The organism is Methanococcus maripaludis C5 (assembly GCF_000016125.1).
GTDB classification, from domain to species: Archaea; AGJL01; Methanococci; order Methanococcales; family Methanococcaceae; genus Methanococcus; species Methanococcus maripaludis_D.
Map to the genome: position 1 here is coordinate 143,190 of NC_009135.1, position 25,980 is coordinate 169,169.

The 25,980-nt window shown below is 33.7% G+C and carries 25 protein-coding genes and 1 pseudogene; 9 read left to right on the forward strand and 17 right to left on the reverse strand.

The genetic code is table 11. The features are described 5' to 3' along the window. Window positions 1-2 precede the first annotated feature (2 nt). The 8 genes from MMARC5_RS00895 to smc form a co-directional block, all read right to left on the reverse strand. Complete coding sequence (locus MMARC5_RS00895; protein ID WP_011867949.1) at window positions 3-638, reverse strand: 30S ribosomal protein S3; 636 nt, start codon at window positions 636-638, stop codon at window positions 3-5. A 10-nt stretch (window positions 639-648) separates the two neighbouring features. After that, window positions 649-1,110, reverse strand: a complete 462-nt coding sequence (locus MMARC5_RS00900; protein ID WP_011867950.1) for a 50S ribosomal protein L22 — start codon at window positions 1,108-1,110, stop codon at window positions 649-651. Between the two features lie 19 nt (window positions 1,111-1,129). Then, the gene (locus tag MMARC5_RS00905; protein ID WP_011867951.1) at window positions 1,130-1,339 is read right to left on the reverse strand and encodes a hypothetical protein; all 210 of its coding nucleotides are present in this window, start codon (window positions 1,337-1,339) and stop codon (window positions 1,130-1,132) included. 91 nt (window positions 1,340-1,430) lie between these two features. Beyond that, entirely contained in the window at window positions 1,431-1,700 is a 270-nt protein-coding gene (locus tag MMARC5_RS00910; RefSeq protein ID WP_011867952.1) for an elongation factor 1-beta, read from the reverse strand. Between the two features lie 32 nt (window positions 1,701-1,732). Beyond that, window positions 1,733-1,897, reverse strand: a complete 165-nt coding sequence (locus MMARC5_RS00915) for a zinc finger domain-containing protein (protein ID WP_011867953.1) — start codon at window positions 1,895-1,897, stop codon at window positions 1,733-1,735. Between the two features lie 17 nt (window positions 1,898-1,914). Further along, window positions 1,915-2,553, reverse strand: coding sequence for a [5-(aminomethyl)furan-3-yl]methyl phosphate kinase (mfnE, locus tag MMARC5_RS00920; RefSeq protein WP_011867954.1), 639 nt, complete (start codon window positions 2,551-2,553; stop codon window positions 1,915-1,917). Next, window positions 2,554-3,801, reverse strand: coding sequence for a M20 family metallo-hydrolase (locus tag MMARC5_RS00925; protein WP_011867955.1), 1,248 nt, complete (start codon window positions 3,799-3,801; stop codon window positions 2,554-2,556). A gap of 29 nt (window positions 3,802-3,830) precedes the next feature. Continuing rightward, on the reverse strand, window positions 3,831-7,400 hold the full coding sequence (smc, locus tag MMARC5_RS00930) for a chromosome segregation protein SMC (RefSeq protein WP_011867956.1): 3,570 nt from the start codon (window positions 7,398-7,400) through the stop codon (window positions 3,831-3,833). Window positions 7,401-7,786: 386 nt separating this feature from the next. On the opposite strand from smc, the gene MMARC5_RS00935 reads away from it, so the two are divergent. The 3 genes from MMARC5_RS00935 to aroD all read left to right on the forward strand — a co-directional run bounded on the left by MMARC5_RS00935 (window position 7,787) and on the right by aroD (window position 12,168). Then, window positions 7,787-9,091 (forward strand): pyridoxal phosphate-dependent aminotransferase, encoded by a 1,305-nt coding sequence (locus MMARC5_RS00935; RefSeq protein ID WP_011867957.1) that lies wholly within the window; start codon window positions 7,787-7,789, stop codon window positions 9,089-9,091. A 162-nt stretch (window positions 9,092-9,253) separates the two neighbouring features. Then, window positions 9,254-11,503 (forward strand): DEAD/DEAH box helicase, encoded by a 2,250-nt coding sequence (locus MMARC5_RS00940; RefSeq protein WP_011867958.1) that lies wholly within the window; start codon window positions 9,254-9,256, stop codon window positions 11,501-11,503. Between the two features lie 8 nt (window positions 11,504-11,511). Beyond that, complete coding sequence (gene aroD, locus MMARC5_RS00945; RefSeq protein WP_011867959.1) at window positions 11,512-12,168, forward strand: type I 3-dehydroquinate dehydratase; 657 nt, start codon at window positions 11,512-11,514, stop codon at window positions 12,166-12,168. 2 nt (window positions 12,169-12,170) lie between these two features. Here aroD and MMARC5_RS00950 read toward each other — a convergent pair whose 3' ends face one another. Next, window positions 12,171-12,587, reverse strand: a complete 417-nt coding sequence (locus tag MMARC5_RS00950) for a DUF371 domain-containing protein (RefSeq protein ID WP_011867960.1) — start codon at window positions 12,585-12,587, stop codon at window positions 12,171-12,173. 138 nt (window positions 12,588-12,725) lie between these two features. Here MMARC5_RS00950 and MMARC5_RS00955 point away from each other — a divergent pair, with 138 nt between their 5' ends. From MMARC5_RS00955 to MMARC5_RS00970, 5 genes and pseudogenes are all read left to right on the forward strand, one after another. Continuing rightward, window positions 12,726-14,168: an RtcB family protein gene (locus MMARC5_RS00955; protein WP_011867961.1), complete on the forward strand. Its 1,443-nt coding sequence runs from the start codon at window positions 12,726-12,728 to the stop codon at window positions 14,166-14,168. Between the two features lie 77 nt (window positions 14,169-14,245). Then, window positions 14,246-15,292, forward strand: coding sequence for an aspartate-semialdehyde dehydrogenase (asd, locus tag MMARC5_RS00960; RefSeq protein ID WP_011867962.1), 1,047 nt, complete (start codon window positions 14,246-14,248; stop codon window positions 15,290-15,292). A gap of 100 nt (window positions 15,293-15,392) precedes the next feature. Next, window positions 15,393-15,563, forward strand: a complete 171-nt coding sequence (locus MMARC5_RS09720) for a hypothetical protein (protein WP_011867963.1) — start codon at window positions 15,393-15,395, stop codon at window positions 15,561-15,563. A gap of 101 nt (window positions 15,564-15,664) precedes the next feature. After that, window positions 15,665-16,812 (forward strand): annotated as a pseudogene (locus MMARC5_RS00965) (MFS transporter). A 53-nt stretch (window positions 16,813-16,865) separates the two neighbouring features. Then, window positions 16,866-17,111: an MTH895/ArsE family thioredoxin-like protein gene (locus MMARC5_RS00970; RefSeq protein ID WP_011867964.1), complete on the forward strand. Its 246-nt coding sequence runs from the start codon at window positions 16,866-16,868 to the stop codon at window positions 17,109-17,111. Between the two features lie 34 nt (window positions 17,112-17,145). Here MMARC5_RS00970 and amrB read toward each other — a convergent pair whose 3' ends face one another. From amrB to MMARC5_RS01010, 8 genes are all read right to left on the reverse strand, one after another. Beyond that, window positions 17,146-18,000, reverse strand: coding sequence for an AmmeMemoRadiSam system protein B (gene amrB, locus MMARC5_RS00975; protein WP_011867965.1), 855 nt, complete (start codon window positions 17,998-18,000; stop codon window positions 17,146-17,148). Between the two features lie 50 nt (window positions 18,001-18,050). Then, window positions 18,051-19,058, reverse strand: a complete 1,008-nt coding sequence (locus MMARC5_RS00980) for a TIGR00341 family protein (RefSeq protein WP_011867966.1) — start codon at window positions 19,056-19,058, stop codon at window positions 18,051-18,053. A 103-nt stretch (window positions 19,059-19,161) separates the two neighbouring features. Continuing rightward, the gene (gene frhB, locus MMARC5_RS00985; protein WP_011867967.1) at window positions 19,162-20,010 is read right to left on the reverse strand and encodes a coenzyme F420 hydrogenase subunit beta; all 849 of its coding nucleotides are present in this window, start codon (window positions 20,008-20,010) and stop codon (window positions 19,162-19,164) included. A gap of 33 nt (window positions 20,011-20,043) precedes the next feature. Then, the gene (gene frhG, locus MMARC5_RS00990; RefSeq protein WP_011867968.1) at window positions 20,044-20,730 is read right to left on the reverse strand and encodes a coenzyme F420 hydrogenase subunit gamma; all 687 of its coding nucleotides are present in this window, start codon (window positions 20,728-20,730) and stop codon (window positions 20,044-20,046) included. Between the two features lie 14 nt (window positions 20,731-20,744). After that, complete coding sequence (gene frhD / locus MMARC5_RS00995; RefSeq protein ID WP_011867969.1) at window positions 20,745-21,269, reverse strand: coenzyme F420-reducing hydrogenase, FrhD protein; 525 nt, start codon at window positions 21,267-21,269, stop codon at window positions 20,745-20,747. A 98-nt stretch (window positions 21,270-21,367) separates the two neighbouring features. Further along, on the reverse strand, window positions 21,368-22,612 hold the full coding sequence (frhA, locus tag MMARC5_RS01000; protein WP_081430833.1) for a coenzyme F420 hydrogenase subunit alpha: 1,245 nt from the start codon (window positions 22,610-22,612) through the stop codon (window positions 21,368-21,370). Between the two features lie 203 nt (window positions 22,613-22,815). After that, the gene (locus MMARC5_RS01005; protein ID WP_011867971.1) at window positions 22,816-24,084 is read right to left on the reverse strand and encodes an MBL fold metallo-hydrolase; all 1,269 of its coding nucleotides are present in this window, start codon (window positions 24,082-24,084) and stop codon (window positions 22,816-22,818) included. Between the two features lie 60 nt (window positions 24,085-24,144). Further along, window positions 24,145-25,263 (reverse strand): amidohydrolase family protein, encoded by a 1,119-nt coding sequence (locus MMARC5_RS01010; RefSeq protein ID WP_011867972.1) that lies wholly within the window; start codon window positions 25,261-25,263, stop codon window positions 24,145-24,147. A 72-nt stretch (window positions 25,264-25,335) separates the two neighbouring features. Here MMARC5_RS01010 and MMARC5_RS01015 point away from each other — a divergent pair, with 72 nt between their 5' ends. Next, complete coding sequence (locus MMARC5_RS01015) at window positions 25,336-25,968, forward strand: thymidylate synthase (RefSeq protein WP_011867973.1); 633 nt, start codon at window positions 25,336-25,338, stop codon at window positions 25,966-25,968. Window positions 25,969-25,980: the final 12 nt, after the last annotated feature.

Sequence of the window (25,980 nt, forward strand, 5' to 3'; positions counted from 1 at the left end):
CCTTATTCTTGGGATGCTTCACTATATTCAGTAACTTCTTTGATTTCGCCGGATAAAATTGTGATTTCATCAGGTAATGTTACATCAGGTTTCATAATTTTTACTGTAACGCCTACAACACCGAGTTTTAATTTTGCTAACTGGTGTGATTTGTTTACGAGTGCTTCAGCAGGTTCACCACAGTGTTTCATGTATCCATCCATGAACTTTTCAGTTCTTGATCTTTCTCCGGATAATTTTCCAGAAACGATAATGGATACCCCTTTTGCACCTGAGCCCATAACTCTTCTTATTGCAGAGTGTGCTGTTCTTCTAAAGTGCATTCCTCTTTCTAATGAAGATGCGATTTTGTGACCTACGATTGCAGGATCTAAATCTGGGTTTTCAACCTGTTTAACTTCAATTTGCGGGTTTTTAACAGCGTATTCTTTTGCAAGTGTTTCTGTTAATTCTTTAACCATTTTTCCTTTTCTTCCGATAACGAAGCCTGGTTTTTCAGCGAATACAGTTATTCTTGTTCCAATCGGTGTTTTTTTAAGGTCGATGTGGCTGTATCCTGCTCTAACTAATTTAGTTTTAAAGTATTCGTCGATTAATGTTTCGGAAACATTTTCTCCAACAAATGTTCTTTCAATCATTGTTTCACCATTAGTAGAATTCTTCAAGGATTACTTGGATATGTATTGTTTCTTGGTTTTTAGGGCTTGCTCTACCAAATGCTCTTGGCATGTATCTTTTAATTGTGAAGCCTCTGTTTGAAGATATGTGTTTAATTCTTAATTTTTCTGTGTTTAATCCTTTTTGCTCAGCGTTTTTCTTAGCGTTATCTAAAACTTGTAAGATTTCTAGCGAAGCTTTCTGTGGGAATCTACCTGAGTGCGTTCCAATTTTTCCTTTTCTGTGTGGTAAGTCTTTGTTGTGAACTTTGAATGGTACTGGTGTTTCTAATGCGATTACTCTGTTTAAGTATGCAACAGCAGCATCTAATTTCATTCCAGATAATTCTCTGCAAAGTTCAATAGCATGTTTTCTTGATATTCTTAAAGTTCTGCCCATAGCTCTTGCAGTGTTTTTTGGGTCAGCTTCAACTTTGTATTTTAGTTTAGCCATCGTCTTCACCTCAATCGGGTTAGTCTCTCATCTTTAACAGGAGTTTAGCTGTATTGATGTAGTGTACTTTCACGTTTCCAATCATGTTTTTTATTATTAGATTGGTTTTTTTATTTCCAATCTCTATAACGGGATTATTTTCATGTGTTACATTGATAGAGTATCCCCTATCATCCATATAGTCAATAGCCTTTTTTATTTGCTTAAACTTATTTATATAGTTTATCATAACAATCCCATATCTCGAATTAAAGCTCAAAATGAGTGTTGTTTTAAGTTAGGGCTATTTTTCGTTAGTTAAAAAATTAGTATTGGTGAAATTAAACGAGTGAAAGTTCAACTACTTCAGCGCTTTCTACATTTTCTAAAGCGTTCATAGCTTCTTCGATAGGGTCCATTCCGCCTTCTTTCTCTTCCATTTCAACCATTACAAATACCGTGTAAAGTCCAAATGCAAGTGGTTCGTCGGAAACTCCTCTACATTTTGCGTCGTTGTTTTCAACGAGTTCTTTTAATGTTTCTTTTAAAGCTTCTTTTTCTACTTCTGGGCTTGTAGGCATTACTTTTACTTTTGCGATAACTGTTGCCATAATTTTCACCTAATTTTCGTTTTTAGACTAATTTAAGGACCTTCGTATCCACATACTGGGCAGTTGTACGTGTTGCTTAATTTTCTGCATTTTTCGCATCTTACCAGTTCTGCTTTTCCACAGTTAGGGCACAAGAATTTTGTAGCATTTTCTCTAGGTGCAATTTCTGCATTGCAGGAAGTACATTTTTGTTTCATGTTCTCACCATAGTGTTTTATTTCAAGGTTATTTTCGTATACGTATCAAATACGCCTTTAAAAATGTTGTTTATTCTCTCAGGATGATTTCCGTTAACAACGAAGCACTCAATGCCGTATTCGGATATAAGTTTTGGTAGGTGTTTATCCACAGACGTAAAACCTTTAATCGTTTTTGTATTTATTGTATTTAATAGTTTTCCCTCAGGATATTTATCATAAATTCCGTCGACGTCGGTGGCTATAATTAGTGTTTTAGATTTTAATAATTTTGTGATATATCCTGCAAAAGAATCCGAAGTAACTTCCCAAGAACAGGGCAATTCATCAGTACTTAGTATAATCTTTGACGGAAGTATTATAACTATACTTTCATTTTGAAGGATTTTTTTCGCATCAAAAAGATTATCTGCTGTTTTTATCCCGGAAATTTCGGAAAAATAGGTTCCAGTAATGTCAGTACACAATGTTGCAAGTTTGTGTGCAGAAATATCGGTAATTTTCCCATTTTCATGAAGGGTTCGAACATTATTTGCGAAATTTCCGCCACCCGGAATAATTACAATTTTTTCTCCAGATTTTTCAAGACTTTGAAGAAGTTTTTCTGCATTATTAGTTAAACTTCCGCCAATTTTTAAAACGTACACAATTACCACTTATTTTAAGATATCGAGATAAATTTCAGCCATTTGTATCAAATGTTCTATTTTGATATGTTCGTTTGGTTGGTGTGCAGTCTCATACCCTATCCCCCAAACTGCAACATTGTATTTTTTTTCCCTCAAAAATGCAGCAACGGTTCCACCGCCCATCCCACATAAAACAGGTTCTTTATTTAACACATTTTTAATTGCAGATCCTAATTTTTCCACAACTTCTGAATCAGTTTTTGTTTTTTCCGTTTTTTCAAGTTTTAAAATTTCATATTCTATTGAAATATTTTCTTTTTCAGAAATATCAAAGTGAACAACATGTTTTTCAATTTCGTTTTTAAAATCTTCAATGTAGTTTTCAATATCCACCAATACTTCTTTTGGATCGTATTTTGGAATTATTCTGCAATCAAAGTTCAATTCAACGTATCCTGGAATCGTATTTGTGTTTTCAACATTATTTCTTAAAATTGTAGGTTCAAACGTTGAAAATGGTGGATTGAATATCGAATCAAGTTCACTGTATTTATTATATAATGTATCATAGAGCCCTTTTCCAAATGAAAACGCCATAACATCTGCGTTAAATCCATTTTCAGGGGTACTTCCATGACACTGTTTCCCCTTAATTTTAAAATTTAGCCAGAGTATATTTTTTTCGGCAATTTCTATAAATTCTCCTTCGGGCATTCCAAAATCTGGAACGATTATCAAGTCTTTCGAATCAAAAAGTTCATTTTTAAAGTTATTTACAAGATATGAAAGCCCGTATTCACTACCATCCTCTTCATCTGACACAAAAATTAGATTTAAATTGTATTTTGGATAGATTTTTTCTTCAAAAATCATTTTTAAAAGTAAAAAAGATGAAACGATTCCTTTATGATTGTCTTCACTGCCTCTGCCATAAATTATCCCGTCTTTTATTTCAGCTTTGAACGGATCGGAATTCCAAAGACCAAAATCACCCTCAGGGACGATATCCATGTGGGAAATTATTGTTAATGATGTATCTTTTCCAAAGTCGTATTTTGAAACGATATTTGGCCTTTCTATTCCGTTAGAATCGATTGTATTGTATTCACTTATTTTACAGTTTTTTATCGAATACTTTTCATGATATTCTTTTAATTTATTTTTTATGTAAATTGACTTTTCTTTTTCTCCAACTCCACCAAAAGTTGGATTTACCGAGTTTATTGCTATTAAATCAGACGATATTTCAATAGTTTCATCCAAAATACTTTTCATGATATTCACCGAATTTTATTTTAAATCACTTATATTTTTAATCCAACTAATTTACTAAGCCCATTTTCCATACAAACCCCATACATCACGTCAGATTTACTTATCATCTGTTCACGGTGAGATATTACAATGAACTGTGAATTTTTTGACGCATTCTTAATCATTTCACCGATTAATCCTGCATTTTTCGTATCAAGTGCAGCATCAACCTCGTCAAGCACATAGAACGGAGCAGGATTCAAATGCTGAATTGCAAACAAGAATGCAAGCGCAGTAAGCGACTTCTCACCACCACTCATTACATCAAGACTCTGTAATTTTTTATTCATTGGTGAAGCATCAATTAATAAACCACCTGAAAATGGATCGTCCGAATTTTCAAGACTTAATTTTCCACTTCCACCAATTTCAGTATATATCTTTTCATAATTTTCAGCAACTTTTACATAAGTATCCATGAATACTTCTTTTTTCCTTTTGCTAACTTCTTCTATTAACTGGAGGTATTTTTTCTCTTCATTTTCATAATCTGTTCTTTTTTCGAATAGTTCATCGTATCTATCAACTATGAATTGATAGTCTTCAATAGCACGCATGTTTATTGGTTCTAATTTTTTTATATGTCCTTCAAGGTCGATCTGATGGCTTTCAAGAGCATCTACGTCGAATTCTTTTATTTTTGAAGTAATATCTTCAGATATATGTTCGATATTTTCACAAACGTACAATTTCCTATTTTCTTCTTCAAGTCTCGTTTCGTATTTTGCCATGTCGATTGAAAGGCTGTTTATCTGGCTTTCGTTCTGGTTAATTCTTCCATAAACTCTTCTTTTTTCGCCATTTAACATTTCCAGTTCTTTTTCAAAGGCTTCTTTCTTTTCGGTAAGTTCTCTTAAGTCCTTTGTAAGGTCTTCGTAGCGTTCTTTTTTGTTTTTTAGAATTTCGAAGTTCTTTTCAACATTAGCTTTGTAGAATTGAATATTTTGTTCGAGAATTACTCTTTTTTCACTTAATTCTTTAATGTTATTATTTAATTCGCTTATTTTAGGGATTAAAATTTCTTTGATGAGTACTGCATCCCTTTTTATTTCGTTTTCAAATTCATTCTTTTTCTTTTCAAAATTAAGGATAGTTTCATCAATTACTTTGATTCTTTTGGAATGTTCTGAATTTTCAAAAGATGTTATTTCTTCGGAAATTCTACTTCGCTGTGCTGTAAATTCATTAATTTTTTTAGTGTATTCTTCAATTTTTCTCTCAAGTTCTTCTTTTGAACCATCTAAATAATCGAGTTCTTCTTCTAACTTTTTAGATTCCAATTCAAGTTCTTTAATTTTTATTCCGTTATTTGTTAGTATTCCTTCTTTTCTATGTTCCGTATCGCGAATAATTTTTAATCTGCTTTCAAGTTCCATTTTTCTTGTCGAGTATGTCGCATTTTTATTCTGCAATCTTTCAATTTCATCTTTAGTTTCAGTTAATGTGCTATCAAGTTCTGAAATCTGTTCTGCAAGTTTTTCAATCCTTGAAGTATCAATATCTACTTTAATAACTGATTTTTTTCGTGAACGTCCACCAATCATTGCACCGGATGGTTCGATAACTTCGCCTTCAAGGGTTACAAATCTTGCTCTGTGGTCTTTTGAGAGAATTTTCGCATAATCTAAGTTTTCAACGATTATAGTATTCCCAAAAACGTATCTAAAGAGGTCTTCGTATTCCGGTTTATATTCAACAAGATCGATTGCTCTTCCAACTACACCTTCATCATCCAGATAAAGTGCTTCAGGCCCATTGATTCTATCGAGTGGTAAGAATGTAGTTCTACCAAGATTATTCTTTTTTAAATAATGAATTGCTCTTGCACCATCATCCATTCTTTTTACAACGATGTAATTAAGCCTGTTTCCACCGGCATTTTCAATTGCAGTTTTGTATTCCGCATCGGTTTTCCCGAGATTTCCTGCAATATCTACTACTCCCGGCAATTTTGCTTCAAGAACACTTTTTACAGCCCTATCTATACTGAAATCTTCCATATCTTTCATTGCTTTGATTTTAGCATTTTCTTTAATGTAATCAGCGTGAGAGTTATCCAATTTTTCTTGATATTCTTTTTTATCTTCCAAAAGCGTGATAACTTTCTTTTTAGAGTATTCAAGCTCAACAGCAACGTCTTCAAGTTCTTTATAGAGTGCCTTTGTATCTTCACCCTCTGACTTTATATCATCGAGTTCTTTCTGTAAAGTTTCAATGGTTTCTTTATTCTTAGTTAAATTAAATGATTTTTTATTGATTTCATTTTCAAGAGCATTGAATTCATTTTTTAAATTGTAATGTTCGTTCTGACTTTCATTTAGTTTTTCAGATAGTTTTCGTTCTTGCTGTTTTAAAATTTCAGTTTGAGTTTCGCTTTCTTCGACTTTTGACTTCAATTTCTTCTTTTCAGTTTCTAGATTTTCCATTTCAGTCTTTAAAGTTTTAATTTCTGCTTCTTTTTCTAGGGTTTCAGTCCTTATAGTTTCTATTTTTTGTCTAGTTTCCACTAAATCCTGTCCTTTTTTTTCTGACTGTGAATTTACATTTTTCAAGTCATCTAAAGCCCCATTTAATGATTTTTTGTCGTTATCAACGGTAACTTCCATTTCTTTAATAGACTTGTGAAGTTCCATTATCTCTTCATTTCCTTTTTCATTTAGCTCATTTATTAAATTTTGAAGCCGATTTCTAATATCATTTGATTTTACATCGTATTCAGAAATTTCTTTTAAGAAACAGACTTTCATTTCTTTAAGAGCTTCGATTTCTTCTTTAGTTTTTTCTAAAACTCCATTTAAGAAATCAATTTTTTTCGAAGTTAGAATATATTTTGTAGCTTTCAATTCTTCTGATAGTTTTACGTATATTTCTGCATCTTCCTTTTCTTTTCTAAGTTTTTCAAGGTTATTTTTTACTTCATTAATCCTTATATCGATTTTTTCGATAAATTCCCTTGCTTTACCAAGTTCTTTTTCCGCTTTTTCCCCTTTTTCATCAAATTCTGCAACCCCGCTTATCTCATCGATAATTTTTCTTCTTTCATTTGGGGTAGTATCTATAATTTTTATAAGGTCTCCTTGAAGTATGATGTTAAATCCGTCAGCACTAAGTGATATTTTTCCAATAACGTCTAAAATTTCAGATTTTTTTACTTTTTTCCGTTTTTCTTCCATTACTTTTTTTATTTCCCCATTTTCTTTAACTTCTTTTTCTTCATCCCATATGATGTAGTAGTTGTTGTCGCCGTTTAGTTTAACTTTTCTTGATATCCCAACTTTATCTGACTCTACAGGCATTTTTCTATCTTTATTATCAAAAAAAAGCGTAACTTCTGCGAAATTTTCCCTTTTTCCATTGTGGTAAGTTATCAACTGGTTGAATTTACCTGCACGAAGCGATTTTGCTGAAGTTTTTCCAAGGACAAAACAAATACCATCGATAGTGTTCGATTTTCCTGATCCATTTGGTCCCAGTATCGCGGTGAAGCCATCAGGAATTTTTAATTTTGAATTTTTAAATGATTTGAAGTTTTTCATATGGATTTCTGATAATGACGCCATTATATTCACCAAGAACCTGCGGAAAAATTTATAAAATACTATTTGGATAATAATTGCTTATATTTCTTAATTAACTGATATATTATGTTGTTGATTTTACTTTGGTTTTTATTTTTGAACGTTTAGTTTTAAAATCAGGGTATTATATTTTCTATATGCTATTTCCATATTCTCTGTTTACCTTTATTTATATAGTTTATAAATAATATGGCTCTATTAAAAAATTAGTTGATAGTTATCTTTATATATTAAAAAATAAAAAGGGAACAGTTAGACGTTATCGAAAAAAGGTAACAGCTATAATAGAACCCTATTAAAAAGCTTTCAACTATAAAATTTGAAATTTAAAATAAACTAAAACTTAAAACATGATGGAGGTGGAAGCAATGAGAACCGATATTGTCAATTCAGGAGTGGGGGAATTATCCTACGAGATCAGAGAAATTGTTAAGGTGGCTAACGAAGCCAAAAAATCGGGATTAGATATTGTATGGGAAAATATTGGTGATCCTATTGCCAAAGGAGAAAAACTTCCCCTCTGGATAAAAGAAATAGTTTCAGAAACCACGATGGATGATAGTTCATATGGTTACTGTCCTACAAGGGGTCTTTTGGAAACTAGGGAATTTTTATGCGATTTAAACAATAACCGAAACGGAGCACAGATTACGCCTGATGAGATCGTGTTTTTTAACGGCTTAGGGGATGCTATCACAAATATTTATGGATTGATGAGAAAAGAGTGTAGGGTAATTGGCCCAACACCAGCTTACTCAACACATTCTTCTGCAGAAGGACTTTACTCAAACTGTAGTCCTGTAATGTATGAATTGGATAGGGATGATGGGTGGAATCCCGATATCGATGATTTGAGAAATAAGGTAAAATACAATCCTTCAATTGCATCGATATTGTTAATAAATCCTGGAAACCCAACAGGCGCAGTTTATTCTAAGAAAGTATTAAGTGACGTTGTAGATATTGCAAATGAATACGATCTTTTCATATTGGCTGACGAGATATATTCAAACCTCGTGTACAATGGAAAAAAACACAACTACTTATCTGAAGTTTTAGATGATGTTCCAGGAATTTCTTTAAAGGGAATTTCTAAGGATTTACCATGGCCCGGTTCAAGGTGCGGTTGGACAGAGTTTTACAATACACAAAGTGATGAATTATTCAAGAAATACACTGAAAACATCTGCAAGTTCAAGATGATTGAAGTATGTTCAACGACACTGCCTCAAAAGGTAATCCCAAAGATAATGTCCGATAAACGATACAAATCATACCTCGAAGAAAGGAAAAGCTACTACGAGAAAGCTTCAAATTATGCGCACAATAAAATGAAAAATATCGAAGGATTAAATGTAAATAGAACAGATGGTGCATTTTATAACACTATAGTTTTGGAAAAAGAATATCTAAACGAAAACCAATCCTTGAAAATTCAGGATAGTAGACTTAAAACTTACGTTGACTCGATTTCAAAAGGAATTCCTGAAGATAAAAGGTTTGTATACTACTTGCTTGCATCTACTGGAATTTGCGGTGTTCCTTTAACTTCATTCTGTTCAGAGCACAACGGAATGAGATTCACGCTTCTTGAAAGAGACGAAGAAAAGAGAAACTGGGTTTTCGAAACAATTGCTGAAAAAGTTGAAGAATACATTAACAGCAGCAACTAATTTAAACACTTTTTTCATATTATTTTTAAAATTAGATTTAGTTTCAATTAATTTTTCGATTTTCAAGTAATTAGTTATATATTTTACAAAATGTAAGTTTAAATAAACTTTAGAATTTTCTATTTAAATTTTTAAATCACTGAATTACGTAATGGTGCCAAAATGCATGTAAATCATCCTTTGATAAAACCAGAATCTATTGAAGCTAGAATTTACCAGCAACTCGTTGTGGCAAGTGCACTAAAGCAAAATACGCTTTGTGTTCTTGGAACTGGACTTGGTAAAACTGCAATTGCAGCTCTTACAATAGCAGGGATTTTATCAAAACAGGACGGAAAAGTTTTGATTATCGCACCATCAAGGCCATTGGTTGACCAGCACTTTAAGAGCATGAATCAATTTTTAAATATCGATTCAGAAAAAATTGTTATTTTAAACGGCAAAATCTCGCCGAAAAAACGAGAAACAATGTGGGAATCCGGTAAAATCTTTATAGCAACTCCCCAAGTTGCAGAAAACGATATCATTTCTAAAATTTTAAAACCATCTCAATTTTCACTTTTAATTGCGGATGAGGCACACCATACAACCGGAAATCACTCTTACACGTTTGTTGCAAATAAATTTAAGAAAAAATCACACGTTTTAGGATTAACTGCATCTCCCGGTTCAAATATTGAAAGAATAATTGAAATTTGCGGGAATTTAGGAATTGAACACGTTGAAATAAAAACTGAGGAAGATCCGGATGTTTCACCATATGTTGCAAAGGTAAAAATGCGACCAAGGCGTGTCGAACTTCCAGAAGAGTTTGGAGTAAATTTAACTCTTTTAAAAAATGCATTAAAGGATCGTTTAAGAGATTTAAAAGAAAATCGAGTAATTCATACTATAAATGTAAATAAATCCGAGTTACTTGGTTTAAATAAAAGAATAATGTCAATGGATGACAATATAAAGTATGAAATGCTTCGAATTTCATCTGAAGCTGTAAAATTAGAGCACGCAATTGAAATGCTCGAAACGCAAGGCAGGAGCACTTTTTTAAATTACTATCAAAAGCTTTTAACCCAAAATACAAAATCTGCAAAAGAAATTACAAACGATCCAAGATTTATTCAGGTAGTTAAAAATTTAAATGAACTAGACATCGAGCACCCAAAATACGAAAAAATGCTCGAAATTGTAAGTGAAATTTTAAAAGAAAACGAAAAAATAATTATCTTTGCACAATATCGGGATACTGTTCAAAAAATTGTGGATTTACTGTCTGAAAACGAAATTGAAGCAATAATGTTTGTTGGGCAATCCAATAAAGATGGAAAAGGAATGAGCCAGAAAGAACAGGCAAAAGCAATTGAAAAGTTTAAAAATGAGGCAAACGTGCTTGTTTCAACGAGTGTTTCAGAAGAGGGAATCGATATTTCAAGTGTAAATTACGTTTTATTTTACGAACCCGTTCCTTCAGAAATTAGAATGATTCAAAGAAGGGGGCGTGCTGCAAGGGGCGAAGGTGGGCAGGTAATCGTTTTGATTGCGGAAAAAACACGAGATGAAGGGTACTATCGAGCAGGACTCGCAAAAGAAAAGAACATGAAAAATATCTTAAAAAACATGCAGACATCGTTAAATAAAAAATTAAAAGAATTACATGAAGAAAAAGTCGAAAAAACTGAAAATAAAGATCATTATTTGGATTTGAGATCAGTTGTAAATTCTAAAACTTCTGCTAAATCAGAAGAAAAAAAACCGACAAAACTCGATAAAAAAAGCAGAAATGGACTACCAAACAAAGCAACTATTATTGTAGATTCAAGAGAACGCCATATTGGCAGGTACCTTTCAGAAAGAGCAGAAGTTGAATTCAAAACCCTTGAAATTGGAGATTATATTTTAAGTGACAGGGTTGTAGTTGAGAGAAAAACTGCAGAGGACTTTGAAAATTCAATCATTGATAAAAGGCTATTTAATCAGATAATGGACTTAAAAAAATATGAAAGACCTTTAATGATTATCGAAGGAAATGAATTTGTGAGAATTCATGAAAACGCGATACGAGGTATGATGTTTTCAATAATGATCGATTACCAGATTCCAATAATGTTTTCAAGGGATATCGAAGATACTGCAGATATACTGGTAAAACTTGCAGAAAGAGAGCAGATAAAAGAAAAACGAGAAATATCGATAAGATATGGAAAAAGGCCGATGTCATTAAAAGAGCGCCAGAAATTTTTGGTAGAAGGACTTCCTGATGTTGGGCCGGTGATGGCTGAAAATCTGTTAGATAATTTTAATTCGGTTGAAAATATATTTACTGCAACAGAAGAAGAATTAAAGGCTGTTGAGGGAATGGGCCCTGTAACTGCTAAAAAGATTAAAGAAGTTGTAACTAAAAATTATAGAGAATAGGTGTAATTATGATTTGTATTCCCGTAATTGATGAAGATATGTCCGATGCAATAAATTCCGCAAAAGAAGCTTTAAAATACGGAGATATCGTTGAATTTAGGGTAGATTTATTAAACAACGTAACTTTTGAGGATATTACAGAGTTTTCAAAAATCCCATCTATAATTACAATAAGGGCAGAATGGGAAGGCGGAGCTTGGAAAAAATCCAATGAAGAAAGAATCGAACTTTTAAAACACGCGATAAAAAACAATGCGAAATTTGTAGATATCGAACTAAAAGAAGAAAAAAATTTAGAATTAGTTAAATATAGAAATGAAATTAGATCAAATACAAAAATTATCGTTTCATACCACGATTTTGAAAAAACTCCCGAAATAGATGAATTAATTGATGTAGTTGAAAAAGAGTTAAAAATCGGAGATATTGCAAAGTTTGCAACGTTTGCCAATTCAAAAGAAGACACATTAAAAATATTGAATTTGATGAACAAATATTATGGAAAAATAATTGCAATCGGTATGGGCGAATCTGGAAAACTTACAAGGATTTTGGGTTTAGATTTTGGATCAATACTCACATTTGCATCGATGGAAGGAAAAGCATCAGCTCCAGGTCAGGTTGATGTTAAAAAATTAAAAGAAATTTTAGAATTAATAGAATAAATTTATTCAACAATTATTTTAAATTTCAAATCTGCTCCTTTTTTTAATTTTTCAACAATTTCACGATTTATATCTTTTGAGGCTTTATCTGAATTTACCATTAACGTTCTACCGCATGAAAAGTCACTCGTTCTAATTACGATATCTGTTTCATGGGTAAAAGTTAATTTTGAGTTACCTTTTCCAGTAATTATTTCTTTTAACCCTTCAACTTCGATTTCAACAGTGATTTTATCCGAATTTCTTAAATTTTCTTTGAAACTTTCCGAAAAATCGAGTATAGATTTATCCGCAGAAATTCCAACAATGCAGTCACCTGTACACGTCACGTGGTTTTCTTTTGTAATTTCAAGAGTACTTTTGTGATTTGCGCGGATATTTTCGTGCCCCTTTGCGTAAATTGTAAATTCAAAAGCCATTATTTTCACCCAAATACCAAAAACGGTAAAGATTAATACTTTGGAGTAATAAAGTTTTTAACTAAATAGAATTATTCTTTTATTTAAATATAAAATACGAATTATCGATTTTAAAATCATTTCTTTATCGGTGAAATCATGAAATCTACGGTCACTAAAATAGCTGAAAAAACGTACCAGCTTCCAGTAAGTTACAAAGACTGCATGAGAGTTCCTGGAAACGTTTACCTAGACGAAGTATTGTTTGAACATCTTGAACCAGATGTATTTGAGCAGATTGCAAACGTTGCATGTCTTCCAGGCATTCAAAAGTACTCTCTTGCAATGCCTGACTGCCACTACGGATACGGTTTTTGTATCGGGGGAGTTGCCGCATTTGATGAGGTTACTGGAGTAATTAGCCCTGGCGGAGTTGGTTTTGACATCAACTGTGGTGTGAGACTCGTAAAAACAAACTTAACAAGAAACGACGTCACTCCAAAATTAAAGGAACTTTTATCCGAAATTTTTAAAAACGTTCCTTCAGGACTTGGGAGCAAAGGAAAAATAAGAGTTACTAAAGATGAAATTGACAATGTACTCGAAGAAGGAGTTTCATGGGCTGTCGAAGAAGGATATGGTTGGGAAAATGATATAAAACATATCGAAGAACACGGAAAAATGAAAGAAGCAGATCCAACACTCGTTTCAGACAACGCTAAAAAAAGAGGACTTCCACAACTTGGATCATTAGGTAGTGGAAACCACTTTTTAGAAGTTCAGTATGTTGACGAAATATTTGACGAAGAAGCTGCAAAAACATTTGGGGTGTCACCTGATCAGGTAGTTTTAATGATACACACGGGTTCAAGAGGTCTTGGACACCAGATATGTGCAGATTACTTAAGATACATGGAAAACGCTGCAAAAAAATATAACATTAAATTACCCGACAGACAGCTTGCATGTGCACCGATAAATTCAGAAGAAGGTCAGAAATACTTTAAAGCAATGTCTTGTGGTGCAAACTATGCCTGGGCAAACAGGCAGTTAATTACGCACTGGATAAGGGAAAGTTTTGAAACTGTATTCAAAACGAGTGCGGAAGATTTAGAAATGGATATAATATATGACGTAGCACATAATATTGCTAAAAAAGAGCAGCATTTGGTAGATGGAGTATTGAAAAATGTCATTGTTCACAGGAAAGGTGCTACAAGGGCATTTGGACCAGGCCATGCTGAGATTCCAGCTGATTATGCCAATATTGGGCAGCCAGTAATAATTCCAGGTGATATGGGCACTGCGTCTTATTTAATGCACGGAACTGAAAAAGCAATGGAAGAAACGTTTGGATCAACTGCACATGGTGCTGGAAGGGCTCTAAGTAGGGTAAAAGCACTTAAACTTTACAGGGGAAACGAAGTTCAGGAAGCACTCCAAAAAAGAGGAATTTTGGTAATGGCAGATTCAAAAGGAGTCATTGCAGAAGAATGCCCCGAAGCTTACAAGGATATCGAAAATGTTGCAGAAATATGCCACGATTCAGGAATATCTTTGAAAGTTGCAAAAATGAAGCCGATGGGAGTTGTAAAAGGATAAATTCCTTTTAAATTATATTTATTAAAAAAACAGCGTTCTAATCATATTTTAATAATTTTTATCCAAAAGGTGAAAGAATGAAGATAAAAGTAGGTATTTTGGGAGCTACTGGAAACGTTGGACAGAGATTTATCCAGATGCTTGAAAATCACCCAGTTTTTGAACTTGAAGCGCTTGGTGCATCACAAAGGAGCGCAGGAAAAACTTACGAAGATGCATGCTACTGGTACCAGACTGAAGCAATTCCTGAAGAAGTTGCAAGTGCAACCGTTGTTTCAACAGATCCAAACGATAAGGCTTATGATGATATTGATATTGTTTTTTCAGCACTACCTGCGGACCTTGCTAAAACACTGGAGCCAGAATTTGCTAAACGGGGAAAATACGTATTTTCAAACGCTTCAGCAATGAGAATGGAAGCAGATGTTCCATTAATTATTCCAGAAGTAAACCACGAGCACTTTGGAATGCTCGAAGTTCAAAAAAGCAACAGATGTTCAGATGGTGCAATAATTACAAATCCAAACTGTTCAACAATTGGGGCAGTAATCTCATTAAAACCGATAATGGATAAATTTGGAATTGATTTAGTAAATATCACCACAATGCAGGCAATAAGTGGTGCAGGATACAGCGGAGTTCCTTCAATGGCAATCTTGGACAATTTGGTGCCGTACATTGGTGGCGAAGAAGAAAAAATGCAGACCGAAGCATTAAAAATTCTTGGAAGTATCGAAGGAAACGATTTTAAAAACGGAAACTTTAAAATTGGAGTATCCTGTAACCGAGTTCCAGTAATTGATGGCCACACTGAAAGTATATTTGTAAAAACAACTGAAGAAGCAACCCCTGAAGAAATTGCAAAAGTAATGGATGATTTTGATCCTTTAAAAGGTTTGAATTTATCAAGCTACGCAAAACCAATCGTTTTAAGGGAAGAAAATGACAGGCCTCAGCCAAGACTTGATAGAAATACTGGAAATGGGATGTCAATTGTTGTTGGACGAGTTAGAAAAGACCCTATCTTCAATGTAAAATACACTGCACTTGAGCACAACACAATAAGGGGCGCTGCCGGAGCAAGTGTCTTAAATGCGGAATTATTCGTTCAAAAATACCTTTAATTACTTTCTTTTTTATTTTTTAAATATATTAAGATTAATCGATATATTGATAGTTATAAATATATCCTGTTTTGAATTATACTAATATCAAGGTGGTATAATGCTTCAGTGGAATTTACAGTGCCCAAAATGTAACAAAAGACTGACTTATCGAGTAGATGTTTGTATTTGCAAAGCCGCAGAAGTTGAAATTCCAAACTGTGAATTTTGCGGTACAAAAATGGAAATAGATGTTTCAGGACTCAAAGGAAGAAGAAGGGTAAAGAAATAAATTTACAGAAATGCCGAAAACCCGAAGTCCAATCTGTATAAATATTAAAACCTGAAAATAAATGATTAAATCTGACTTAATTTTAAACAATCGGTGTATTGATGATAGAAATCAAAAAAAATCCAATGTATAATTACCTCTTTTTTCTGATAGTTGCAGCCGCAATTTCTCATCAGGTCTGGGGAACACTTTTTAACAATTTTGCGGTGGACGTTGTTGGCATAAACGGTTTTCAAATGGGTTTAATCCAGTCCATTCGAGAAATACCTGGTTTTTTAACGTTTCTTGTAATTATGTTTTGTTGGTAATAAAAGAACACAGGCTTTCAGCGCTTTCAACTATTTTAATGGGTTTTGGTGTCGCAATAACGGGGTTATTTCCAACAGTTCAAGGTTTAATTATCACGACGTTTTTAATGTCTTTGGGATTTCACTATTTCGAAACAACCAATAAATCACTTACACTCCAGCATTTTAATAAAAAAGAAGCTCCAGTAGTTTTTGGAAGATTTAGTAGCTACGGTGCAATCGCAAGTATAATTGCAGGATTTTTCATATGGATGAGTGTTAAGTTATTGCCCATATGGACAAATTATCTAATTTATGGAATAATTATAATGGCAATAGGGGTTTATTCACTTTTTAAAAATCCAATCTTTAAAGAAACAGTTCCACAAAGGAAAGGAATGGTTGTAAAGAAAAAATACTGGTTATACTACATTTTAAACTTTTTAAGTGGTGCAAGAAGACAAATATTCATAGCATTTGCAGTATTTTTACTAGTTCAACATTATGGATTTAGTGTTTCTGAAGTTGCAGTGTTATTTGTTTTGAACAATTTGCTGATTTATTTTACTGCTCCAAAGGTTGCAGAAGGAATAAATACATTGGGGGAGCGAAAAATGCTCACTATAGAATATGTAATGTTGACTTTCGTATTTTTGGGATATGCATTTATTGAAAACAGAAATATCGCAGTTTTACTCTACATAATCGATCACATCGTATTCAGCTTTGCAATCGGGATAAATACTTACTTTCAAAAAACTGCAGATTCAGAAGATATCGCACCTTCAATGGGTGTTGGATTTGCAATAAACCATATTTCAGCAGTTATAATCCCTGTGGTTGGCGGGATTTTGTGGATGACAAACTGGAAGACTCCATTTGTTATGGGTGCAGTATTTAGCGTAATTTCATTATTATTCGTTCAAAAAATTCCAAAACATATAAAAATTTTACAAAATTAATTTTAATTGAAATTAAATCTGATGTATTAATCAATACTATTCAAGGTGGTTTTATGAAAATAAGAGTATTTGGTATGGGATGTTCAAAATGCAATGAAACGTACGAAAACGTTAAAAAAGCAGTTGAAGAATCGAAAATTGATGCAGAAATTGTGAAAATAACGGATATAAAAAAAATTTCTGAATGGGTATTGATGGCTCCAGCAGTTGCATTCGACGAAGATATTATATTTGAAGGAACTATGCCTTCTGTAAACGATTTAAAAAAGGAACTTGAAGATTATTTAAAATCTAACTAATTTTATTAAGTTATTATTACTATTTTTTTAAAATTTATTTTACCAGTATTGAAGCATATCCAACAACTTCGGAATAATCTTTCGTAACATCACCAGAAGTTGAATAATAAAGTAAATTTGAGTTTTTCGCACCCAGATCTTTCATTGCTTTGATCATTGCAATAACTGGTCCGTATCCGCACATGCTTATATTGTGAGTTACAACATCGGTAAATATTTCTTCATCTTTTAATTCCAAAATGTCTTTTATAACGAGTGCATCTTTTTTTGAAGCAGATTCCTGTGATTCATAATGTGAAAAGTCCGTAGAAGCAATTATTATAATTTTTCTATTCATTTCCTTAGCAACTTTTGCAATAAAGTATCCTACATCCATGGAAGTCTCATAATCCTGCATCATCATACATATTGGAACAAATTTGAATTTTGCAATGTTTAAATCTTCCAGATGCTTTAAAAAAGGAAGTTGAACTTCGATTGAGTGTTCTCTCAAATGTGAATTTTCATCCAAATCCAAAACATCGCATTCCTTCCACAACCTGTCTGCAAATTCATTATCGATTTCCATATCTCCAAAAGGCGTTTTCCATATTCCTTTCATCGTGGAAATTCCAGATCCAAGTCCGGTATGATTTGGGCCAAGAATTATTGCAGTAACTTCCCCATTTATATTTTCAGATATCTTCTTGTAACCATGTGCCGCAACAGGCCCAGAATAAATATATCCTGCATGAGGTGATACTATTCCAAGCGGTTTTGTGTAATTTCCCCGTTTTGAAGGAAGTTCTTTAGGGCCTCTCGGACTTAAATAGCAGTATTCAATCATTTCAAGCAATTCATGGTATTCAGCAGGATAAAACATCCCTGCAACCACGGGATTTCTTTTCATAATGCCCCCCCAAATTTATTTACATTAATCTATTTTATTTTTCTAAGGATTTATATTATTTTGAAATATCCATTTCCAAAAATTAAGATAATGCCGGCAAGAATTACGAGATTTAAAAACCAAAATATAATACTAAAAATTGCTAATTTTCTTGCTTTTTCAATTTCCCACCATTTGTAAGGGGTTATTCCGTAGAGGTAGAATAAAAATGCGGATGCAAAATTAACTGATATTATATTTACGATAAATAATATCAAAATTGGAATTGATTCTACATAATATCCCGAACCAAGCATCAATCCAAATGCAACTAGTGGTGGCATCAGTGCAACTGCAATCATAACACCAACAACAGTTGACGAGATTTCCGGAATTAACATTGAAAGAGTTCCAACGAATCCTGCTGAAAGTGCAATTGCGATATTTTGTAGACCTAAATTCATTCTGGATGCGATTTGCGGACTTTCGGGACTTACTTGTAAGAACGTTCCTATGACAAATGAAAATATGAGTACTGTTAAAATTCCTAAAAGAAGGTTTTTTAATGATTTTTTTGCAAAAGCTAAATCCATAACTGCAACTGAAAACGTAAATGAGATCATTGGGCTTAAAAAAGGTGCAATTATCATTGAACCAATTATCAATGCAACGTCATCCAACCATATTCCAATGGAGGCAACTACTGCTGCTAAAAATAATAGTGAATAGTATTCTTTTGAAAGATTAGATACGTCCCCTATTTTTCCAATTATTTCATGCCTTGAAACTCTTTTCGGAGCTTTATCTTCAACTTCCTCTTTTTCTTCTTTTTTAATTTCTGGAACTGTTGCAGTTGGTTCGGTTACTAAAATTCTGAAATTTGATCCGCCATATTTTGAGGAAAGGACATCGATTACTTTTTCAACGTGTTCTGTTTCGGTTAGCAACCTGATTACAGTATAGTTTGATTCTTCGCAAACACTATGCCAGATGATATTTTCAATATTATCTTCAAGCGATTCTTCGTATCCTGCATATATTTTCTTTGGAACATAGCATTCGATGAGTCTCACGTTCACGTAAATCCCTCAAAATAAGTTAAATAATAAAATATCTATAAAAAAACTATCTAATATAATTGTCGAAAATTTATCTAAAAATAGTAAAAAAGTTTAAAAGAAGTTAGTATGGAACTGGTAAACCAATTTCTTTCCTGTGTTCTACTTCTTTTGCATTTTTCTCTTTTTTGGAGATAGCGAGTTTTTCAACCAATCCTAAACCTGGTTTTACAGCGTCAATCTCTTTTGTTTCAAGAGCGCCAGCTTCAACCATTTTGTTTAAGTACTCTTCCCCTTTTGCAGTTCTAACAAAGATTGTACTCCATCCGTCCGGACTTCCTACTGATCCTGTTGAGATATCTGCAAGTTCTGCTGTGTAATCCATACATACGTGGCATGAACCTTGTTCGTATGGGTGGGTGTCTTTTAATGGAACTGTTTTTACATCGCCCCATTTTGAGTAAACCCAGAATTTACCTTTTCCGATGTCGGTTTTTACAACATCGTCCATTTTGATACCGCAGTGTTCTTCAACAATTGCTTTCATACCGTTGTACGGGAAGTTTTCCATACAGAAGATACCCATAATTAATGCAATCTTGTCTGGAACGTGCCTGTATCCAACAGGGTATTTTATTGCTTTTCTAATTGATCGGACTTGGCAAGGGGTTCCAACGAATCCAAGTTTGTCGCATCCATATTCTCTTACAGCGCTTTTTACTACTGAAAGGTTAGAACATACTGTGTATTTTGTTCCTGCAGCGCTTAAGATTTCTTCTCTTGTTGTAGCAACTTTTGGAACTGCTGCGAATCCATCTTCTTTGTCTGCAATAATTACACCATCGAGAAGTCCGCTTTCTAAACCGTAAATGTATGCGGCAGAAACGATACCTCCGTCTTGTGCTTTCTTAAGGATTTCTTTGTCTGCAGCTCTTGCGGAAACTGCTTTTATATATGTTCCAAAGGGATCCATCTAATCACCTTTTTTTATTTTCCATCATTGCAATTATTCTATTTTTTCAATTAAGTCAGGGAATCTAATTCTAGGGCACTGAACTGAGCATGAGCCACATTTTATACAGATTTCCTTGTCAACCAATGGTCTTCCTGCATCCATAGATACTGCTCTTGTAGGGCATGCTGCTGCACATGAACCGCATCCCATACAGAGTGATTTGTTAATTACTTTTGTAATCAAATCGCATCCACAAGCTTCTGATCCATATTTTGCAAGTTCTGCATAGGGTTCTAAGTATTCCATATCGCCATTTAATGCCGCTAAAACAACTGCAACTATAGATTCTGGTGATGGTGGACATCCTGGAATTGCCAAGTCACATTTTACAACTTCTGTTAATGGTGCAAATGCATCATGAACTGGTTTTGATGGTTGATTTCCTTTTGAAAATCTTGTAACATTACCGGTAGCAGCACAAGCCCCTAAAGCAACTAATATTTTTGCTTTCTTTCTGGAATCAAGTGCAACTTCCATTGCGTGGTGGTCGCTTAAACAAACGCTACCTTCGAGTAAGATTATGTCTACATCGTCAGGAACTTCTCTTACATCAGCAAGAGTCTGGGAGTAAACTAAATCTATAGCTCCTAAAACATCTAAAAGCTTTTCATAGGTGTCTGCAAGGGAAACTAGACACCCACAGCAGCTACTTAATTGCACGTGGGCAACTTTTACCATGATATTCTCCTCCCTTAGTTGATTGGTTTTCCCCTTAATTCGGAAAGTACTATGTCTACGGCTACATCTACTGCATTTTGGACTTCTTCTGACAGTTCAATTACTACATCAGGTTCTGAAACGTACTTTTTCTGACAACCAACAACTTTAAAGTCTATTTCATGAGGTGCATCTCTAAATACCCTGTACATGGTAGTTGAGAGTGGCCAGTCATGACTGTCAACTTTTGTATGTTCTGGTTTTGGAAGGTCATCCATAGTAAGTATCTTAATTTCTCCCGGTTCTAGTCCGTAATCGATAATATCTACGACTATGATTTTCTTAGTCTTAGCTTCACTGTCGATTAAAGTGAGCACCTGTTGAGGAGCACCTGCTCCGGCATCTACCAGTGCAATATTTTCTTTTTCTTCTTCAGTCAATAATTCCTGTAATTTTTCGATTACATGGACACTGAATCCATCGTCTGCAAATAGGATATTTCCGCATGCAAGAACCATATTTTCCTTTAACAGGTAAGAAGGGGTTAGTTTATATTCCATATCAATACCGTTGAAATGATTTTTTGATTACCGTAAGTTAAATTTTGTCTCTTGAGGTCCATTAAGGTTCCCTTTTTGAGACTTTCCTTTTCAGGAATTTAAAATTCTCTTATTTCAACAACGTTTTTAGTCTGTTCATCTTTTACGATGACGTGCGTAGCACATGAAGCTCATATGTCGTAAGCTCTCATAATTACTTCCGCATATTGATGGTGGTAACCTTCAATAGCTTTTTCAACAGCTGGGAAGTTCCACGTTGAAGCAGCAATGATATTGTATTTTTCGATTTTACCATCTTTACCCATTTTAGCCATGTGGGTGTTGATGGCCCTTGGTGCTTCGTGAACACCTATACCGTATTCTTCTTTTGCATTACTGAAGTTAGGTATTTCTCTTGTAGTTCCGTTAATGTTTAATTCATCAATAAGTTCCAATGATCGTTTAACAGCTTCAAAGTTTTCCATCGCTCTCGCAAGGTTAATGTCCATTGCTCCACCGGCAGATTTGAAGTTTCCGTATTTAATCATTCTTGCTCTAGGTCCACCTTCTGCAGGGTTTCCCCTGTAGAATGGGATCTGGTTTGTTGCGGTTTGTGCAATATCTGGGAAGTCTGCATAGTATCTTTGTGCAGTAACTTCTGTTATATCTTTAAAGTTGATAGCATCTCTGTTACCAAAGGTTGTGTCTGAAGCAATATATGGGAGATCATGTTTACCTAAATCAGGAATTCCAATTTCTTCCAAGTATCTTTCCATTAACATTTCTAATACTTCTAACATCGCATTACAGTCTTTTTCATATTCTCTGCAAGCATAGTAGAGTTTAGCTTTTGCCCTTTCGGTGATGTTTGTTCTCATTCCACCAACCATTAAGTTTGGAGGGTGAATTCCTTCTCCACCGGCAACATCTACAAGCATCTGTCCAGCTTTTCTCATTCTCTGGATTAATTTAATTCCTTCTACTCTTAAAGTTCCTGCTTCTTCAGGTTTTAAAAGGTCATCTACAATTAATAAGTGGTGTAATGGGTGCGAATGCATCCTATTTCCTAAACCTACTAATTCTCTTAATATCATACCGTCTTTTGGTATTTCCATGTCAATAGCGTGTTCGATTGCCTCACATGAAGCAATACCGTGGGTTGCCTGACATATACCACAAATTCTCATAACTGCAATAGGGCCGAATGCTGCAGGTTTTCCTTGCAACATTGTTTCGAAACCTCTTACAGGGGTCGTATTTGGATAAAATGCCTTAGTTACAATCCCTTCATCATCTACGTTCAAAACTAGCTTAGCATGCCCTTCATGTCTAGTTGTAGGGCTGATAGTTACAGGTTCTGCCACTTTAGTCACCTCCAAGGGTAATATGCATACATTAAACTTTCTTTCTCGGGGATAATATAAAGGAATACCTCTTTAAAAATGCAAATAAGGGCAACTACGTTATTAAATACTTAAAAACCCATTTAGATTATTTATTTTTGAAATAGGTATCAAAAAAATAGATATAATATTTACTATCAAATTTTAAAATATAAAAAAAGAAATTAATCAAATAAAGGTAAAACACTACCGATAGATGGTGCAAGTGCAGGAATTTTTAGGGTTTTCCAGATTGTCATTGCAAGAGAGAGTGCTTGGTATCTTTCCCCGTGCATTACAATCGCTTTACTTGGTTGAGGTATCTTTTTCATAAACCGAAGTAACGAATTGTAATCTGCGTGAGCAGAAAACTCGATTTTTACAACTTTTCCATTTACAGGAATTGCTCTTTTAAATGGTTTTACTTCTGTAGCACCTTCTTCAAGGCTTCTTCCAATTGTTCCTTCAGCTTGATATCCTGTCAAAATAATCTTGTTTCTTGGATTTTTTAACAGTGAAAGGTATTGAAGTACTGGGCCTCCTTGAACCATTCCAGATGTTGAAATAATAATACATGGTTCTCTACTGAAAACTTCATCTCCACCTTTTATGAGGTTTCCAAATGGATTGATCCTGTTTTCAATTGCATTTTTTATTTTTGGATTTAACCAGTCTGAATATCCCATGTACATTCCAGTAGTGTGTGTTAAAGATCCATTAATGTAGATTGGAACTTCTTTTAAAGCACCGCTTTTCATGTAGTTGTTAATTACAACAATGATTTCTTGAGATCTTCCAACTGCAAAAACTGGAATAATTACTTTTCCACCGTTGTCGATAGTTTCAGAGATTTCATCGATAAGCTGTTTTTCTAAAACTTTTCTCGCAGGTTTTATATCAAGTGGGGATCCGTAAGTAGATTCAATAATTATTGTATCAATATTATCAAAGTCAGTATCTGCTGCACGAAGAGTTCTTGTTTCAATTTCGTTGATATCTCCAGTATAGAGTAATTTTTTTCCATCGATATCCAAATAAAGAGAAGAACTTCCTAAAATGTGTCCTGCATCGTACATTTTCATTTTAATGTCTGAAGTAACTTGTTTTTCTTCTCTGTAGTTTACAGTTTTGATTACGTCCATTGATTTTTTAATATCTTCTTCCCTGTACGTTTTTGAAAGGCTTACTGTATCTTTCCATACATTGTACATTAAATCCGCAGTTGGGGGGTTACAGTATATTTTTTTAAAGTTAAAATAAGGTATTGCACCGCAGTGGTCTAAGTGAGCGTGTGAAACCAAAACTGCGTCAACGTCTGAGTCGTTAATGTCTGGAAGCCCGTTGTCTGAAGGGTCCATTCCACAATCAATTAATACTTTTGATTTTTTAGTGTTTATTTCTACGCAAGATTTTCCGATTTGGTGGCAGCCACCGTGAAATTTAGCAATTGTCATAATACCACATAACTTTAATATATTTCAGTTTTTTAAGTCAAATATAAATTAGATATTAAATTAACAAACTAAAAACTTTGAATCAACGTCTCCATTTTCCAATCGAGTTACAACTGATGCAACAATGTTTTTAGAAGTTTTTAAAATGTTTCCATTTTTTATAAATGTAAATATTGGATTATATCCTTCTTTTATCAATCCAGTATTTTGAAGTCCAATTATTTCAGCACCGTTTATAGTCGCCATTTTAAGAATTTCTTTTGGATCTACGTGGTAAGTTTTGTAGATAAAGTCCATTTCCTTAAATATTGACGGAGAATTTGCCATAAAGTTATCTGTTCCAATTCCAAGTTTTAAATCGTATTCCAACATTTTGGAAATAGCTGGAATTCCAACATTAAACGCGGCATTTGCTCTTGGGCATACTACAACGGGTATTTTATTTTCACTTAACAGGGATAGATCGTCAGAACTTGAATGTGTTGCATGGATAATGAAATCTGGTTTTATGTTTAGATTTATCAATCTTTCAATTTCGGAAATTCCATATTTTTCTTTTGAATACTGGACTGAGCCCTTATGCTCATTTGCATGAATCGAAAGTATTTTTTTGTTTACTAATTTGCAAATAAACTTAAGTTCTTGGTCCGAATACTCATTTGAACCGCTTAATCCTAAACCATCACAATTATCCAAGATAATGGCTATTTCATGTTTTAAAAGGTTTTCATCCCTTTCAGTGGGCCTTCCAAGAATTATGGGTTTAATAGATACATCTGAATCTTCAAATGCTGATTTAAGTAAATTTATTCCATTAATTCCATTTTCACGAAAGTCACAAAAAGCCTTAATGCCATTATTTTCCAGATCATAAAGCCCTTCTGACATCCCATGCACCAACTCTTTCTCGCTACAACTATTTAAAAACTTGTGTTTAATACCGTTTGGCGGTTTTACAAGTTCATCTAGTGACTTTCCAATACCGATATCTTTAATACTATTGTCCCCAATATGGGTATGGGAATTAATTAGGGGAGGAATGACTAACCCCTTGTAATTTAAAACATTTGAATGGTGTTCGCTCGTAAAACCTTTTATTATTCCATCTTCGATAACCAGAATTCCTTTTTTTGGTTCGAAATCGTCACCATATAAAAAATTAGAATTTAAATAAACCATAATTCGCACCTTTATTCTAACTACTTAAATATGGAAGTTTAACCATTAAATATTAATCTGTTGGTGAAAATCATGCTCGCACTAAAGAAAAAATCTGTTAAAGCTGCATTTGAAGCACTTATCCCAAAAATCATGGAAGAAGGAACTGAAATGGTTAGCGAAGATGGGCAGAAGTGTAAGGAACTAATGAATACAATAATTGAAATTACCGATCCATCCGATAAATCAATCTCTGAAAAATATCCACTTGGTGAAAGAGCTGTTGAATCTTACACTGAACAGTTATTGCATGGATCGGCAGCAACGTTTGTTTACGATTACCATGAAAGGATATTTGAATATCCAAGCGATAAAAAGGAATTAAAAAATGACCAGATTGATTATATCGTAAATAAATTAAAAGAACAGATTAATTCAAGGCGAGCAATTGCAATTACCTGGAATCCCTACATTGATCAAACTGTAAAAGATGTTCCATGTTTGCAGATTGTACAGTTTTTGATAAGGGATAATAAATTGTATCAAACAGTACTTTTTAGATCAAACGACGCATTTTTGGCATTTCACGCAAATGCAATAGGGTTAATTGCTCTTGGTGAAATGGTTGCCGAAAAATTGGAAATTGAACTTGCAAAATACACGCACCATTCAGTATCTATGCACGTTTATTCTGAACGGGATATTGATGCTTTAAAAAAGTTTTAAAATAATCAAAAA